Below are 4,082 nucleotides of genomic sequence, written 5' to 3'. Positions count from 1 at the left end.
GCTCTGATGCGACGCCACGATCTCCGCGGGAGCCTTGTCATGCTCCACCCACTCTTCGAGGACGCCAATCTTGTCGAAGGTGTCAGGCCCTTCTCCGCCGGAACAATGCCCCATGCCCGGCATCATGTACAGCCGGATCCACTCCGGCGCATTGGCCGAATCGCCGGTCGCATGCAGTACAGACTCATAGAACTCAACCGTCGATCCCGGAGCCACCTGCTGGTCTGCCCAGCCGTGATACAGAAGCAGCTTGCCATGGCGTCTGGAGAACGCCGTTAGATTTGGATCCAGCTCATCGACATTTTTATTGATTGCGTTCGCCTTTGCCGCATCGCCTTCCAGGTCGAAGCTGCGCCAGTCCCAGTTGGGATCCTGATAGACCAGGTAGCGGAACTGATCGAGAAACAGATCTGCAGGAGCAGGGCCACCTGCCAGGCGCGCCCAGCGAAGCTCTGTCCCGGGCTCCAGGCGCGGGAAATACACCTGTCCCTTTGCATCGGTCGCCGGACTGATGATCGTCTGCGCGGTATGGACCTGCCGCTCCGTCAGGCAGTCGGCCTTGTCCTCTCCCTTGCACGCAAGAGACTTGAGGTCGACCTGACAGCTTTCGGGGTTCTCGATCAGACCGTCCTTTACTCCATCCTTCGCGTCACAGGCGTTGAGCACTGCCTGATGAATCATTGGATACTTGCCTGCCGGAATCTCATCGGCAGGATCTTTGAAGGTCTGGTTCGCAAGCCACAGAGCCCAGGCATTACGGCGGACATTCGCCGGATCGCCGGCAATGATGCCATCAAACTCGTCAGGAAAACGCGCCGCCTGCAGTAGCCCTTCACGTCCGCCGCCGGARCATCCGTTCCAGTACGAGTAGCGAGCATCGCGTCCATAGAAGGCTTTGATCAACGCCTTCGCCTCCACCGTCATCTCGTGCTCGGCGCGATAGGCAAAGTCGACAAACTTTTCGGGGTGCCCCATCAGGAAGCTGCCGCTGCTGCCTGTATGGCCATCGTCGGTCGCGCTGGTTGCATACCCGCGGCGCAACGCCTCTGCCATCGCATCATAAGCGATCGATCCGCCCCATCCGCCACTGCCGACAGCGAGGAACTTGCCGTTCCATCCATTGACCGGAAGCCAGACCTCAATCCCGATGTCGGAATCACTCGTGGGCCTCAACTTGGCAGCTACACGGCAAAAGGCAGGAAGATTGGAGAAGCCTCCCTTACCTTCGGACGTCGTAAATGCACCCGCGGCAACCGTTTTCGCAGTCGTAATGGAAACCGACGACGATCCAGCCTGCAGCCGCTCACACGCCTGCCCCCACGCGCACGCTGTTACCAGCGCCGGAACAAGAACAACTGCGGAAAAGATCCACCGTGCCATCATGATGTGTTTTCGCTCGTGGCCACGATACCACTGACCTTCGGACTTGATTGTCACGAAGCCCGGTCATCGATTCGGCGGAGAGACCCCTCGGAGAATTATCCAGAGCACCAATCACGTCATGGTCTTTCTCCATCGATATTTTTCTTAATCAGCCCGTCAGCGAGGGACTTACCAACACTGATGCCTTTGGAAAGCCCTTGATGCATCTGGTCTGCTGCCTGCTCACCTGATTGAGCCAATAGCTGCTTCACAGCATCGGCCCAATCTACGAAGGTCTCCGCGTGGAGTAGCTTCTCTTGCCGCGCCGCAGTCAAGCTCTGGAAGCGGGGGTCCTTCCGCAGCAGTCCGCGAATCGTGCATTGATCGACCTGTCGAAGCGCACCGATCTGGAGATCATGGCTGCGGACACCGAAGGTCTTACCGAAGCCGATGCGAAACCGTGAGTAATCGATCTCCTGTCCTGACGACAGACGATTTGTGACCGTGGGGTCGAAGCTGCCGCCCAGCAATGGTTCGATGTTCAGGTCTCTGTCGTAGTTCTGAAGAATCTGGCGGGCCTTCGGAGGCAGGACACAATAGATAATGTCCTGCCATCTCTGCTGAATATCGGCCAGGGCCGCCTTCTGTGCGGCGTACTGCGCGAGTGGATGAACGCTGGCGAATCCCGCCTGCTCGACACAGCGCAACATCCACTCCAGCGAGACATCAGCGAGCTGGCGGCCGGTATGTCCACCGCCAATATCGCTGTGATCTCCCGCGAACCATCGTTGTTCGAGCACTTGCTCATCTCGATCCTTATTCGTCCACACATGCGGCTCGAAGTCCGAACGAAGTTCATGCAGCGCCAGGGCGTGATAGGCGTGTGAGACATTCGGAGGAAGTATGGTCTGATGATACGAGTTGAAGACTCGTGTCACGGCCGAGGCTTTCGACGGTAATCCCAAGGCTTCGACCGCATCCCAGATGCCGATCAGGTAGATGGGAAGAGACTCAAACTCAAAAGCACGTTCGCGGGTATCGTGCGTCGAGCCTTTGAGATATTCATGCAGATACTCATTGATCCCGGTACGAAGAGCCTTCGTATCCCCTTCCAGAAACTCATAGGCGAAATATGCTTCGTCGATTGCCAGGTCGAGCGAGTCCTCAGGCACCACGCGGAGACCGACGCCTACGCAATCGACAAACCCCGCGAGAGATCGAACAGCAAACGCGCCACGCGAAAAGCCGAACAGAAAGATTCGATCCGAAGGTTGATAGCGGGCGAGGAGGAACCTGTACGCCAGACGAATGGTATCCGCCATTCCGTGGCCTGTCGCCCCGGGGAAGAGATCGAAACCTGGCGGCGTATCGGCTCCCACGCCACTGATATATCCCACAACGGCACTTGATTTCGGGACACGCAGGCCAGATCTGTCATTGGGAGCCCTGGGATAGATATCCGGACTTCGCAGAGGCTCGGCATTCAGGAAATAGGCCAGGCACTCAACGTTCGTGGGAATTGACGTTGGCTTCTCCGGGCCCTGTCTTGTCCCGTCAATCAGGAGGATGACGTCCTTCGGTGCACTCATGGCGCCTCCAGCGAAGGTGATAGGAGACCAACTCTACTCCCTCGGCGGTGATCTTCTCTTTCGGAGCGATCACCCAGTGACATACACAAAGTTCCCGCCAACGCGTTTCGCTGTATACAGCGCCCGGTCACACTCGATCAGGAGAGTGTCTCCCTCCATTGTCGGATCACTCAGAGTAGCGACACCGAAGCTGGCTTTCAGCGTGATTGCCTCTTCGGCAAACGGAATACTCCTGGTTTCGATCGCCGCGCGCAGCCGCTCCGCAATCTCATGGGCGCCATTTCGTGGACAGTTTGGCAGCAGGATCACGAACTCATCGCCGCCCATCCGCGCGATGGCGTCGGCTTCTCTCAGTCCCTCGCGCAGACACTGCGTCGCAGCCATTAACGCTTTGTCGCCGGCGCGATGACCCAGGGTATCGTTGATTCCTTTGAAGTCGTCGAGATCCATCATCACCACAGCCAATGGCTGGCCGGTCTCGCGGCTGCGCGTCACCGCATTCGTTAAAGCCTTTTCAAAGGCACGACGATTCATCACTCCTGTCAACGGATCCGCCATCGCCTGCGTGTGCAGCTCATCGCGCAGCGCGGTTGCCATCATCCAGAGAAATGCAATATCAATCGAGACGAAGATCGTCGTGTTCAACATCACGGTCGTCGTCTGAATGTCGTCAGCTTTCAAGTACGTCTGCGTGGTTCCCCACATCAGCGTCAGCAGAATGCGCAGCAGGTTTAGCGCCGCCGAAAAAAACAGTACCGCGCTCATCGTGATGGCGGGAGCACGCATGCGCGTATACCAGCCATGCGCAGCAACCAGCGCGGCAAAGGCAAACTGGAATCCTGTCGCCAGGCCAATTCCCGCCAGCCGTAGCCGTATATTCGGATATCCATAGGTGAACGTCAGGCACAACAGCAACGAGATCGCCGCCATCGCGCACTGCCCTCGCCAATACCACTGTCGTTCTCCGAAGAACTCAGCCAGACAGCGGTGCAGCAGCACATATCCCATGCTGTACAGGAAGTTCGCCAGCACCACTGCTGCCCATACCGGCAGATGCTCGCGGTTCGCAATCAGGATGCCGCCGATCAGATAGCCAACATTGCTCGCCGCAAATGCAAGCAGACCACGCGT

At 57.9% G+C, this 4,082-nt stretch carries 3 protein-coding genes; all 3 read right to left on the bottom strand.

Annotated elements, in window-relative coordinates; translation table 11 throughout:
- A partial coding sequence (locus AB4043_RS17015; RefSeq protein WP_442307598.1) for a tannase/feruloyl esterase family alpha/beta hydrolase occupies positions 1–1,383 on the bottom strand: 1,383 nt, incomplete at its 3' end.
- Between the two features lie 116 nt (positions 1,384–1,499).
- Complete coding sequence (locus tag AB4043_RS17010; protein ID WP_442302473.1) at positions 1,500–2,951, bottom strand: phospholipase effector Tle1 domain-containing protein; 1,452 nt, start codon at positions 2,949–2,951, stop codon at positions 1,500–1,502.
- A 69-nt stretch (positions 2,952–3,020) separates the two neighbouring features.
- Positions 3,021–4,082, bottom strand: a 1,062-nt coding sequence (locus tag AB4043_RS17005; RefSeq protein ID WP_442307597.1) for a GGDEF domain-containing protein, incomplete at its 5' end; no start/stop codon positions are given.

The organism is Terriglobus sp. YAF25, assembly GCF_052113305.1.
GTDB lineage: Bacteria > Acidobacteriota > Terriglobia > Terriglobales > Acidobacteriaceae > Terriglobus.
Note: the sequence above shows the minus strand (reverse complement) of the source record. Positions and strands in the feature narration are given on the sequence as shown.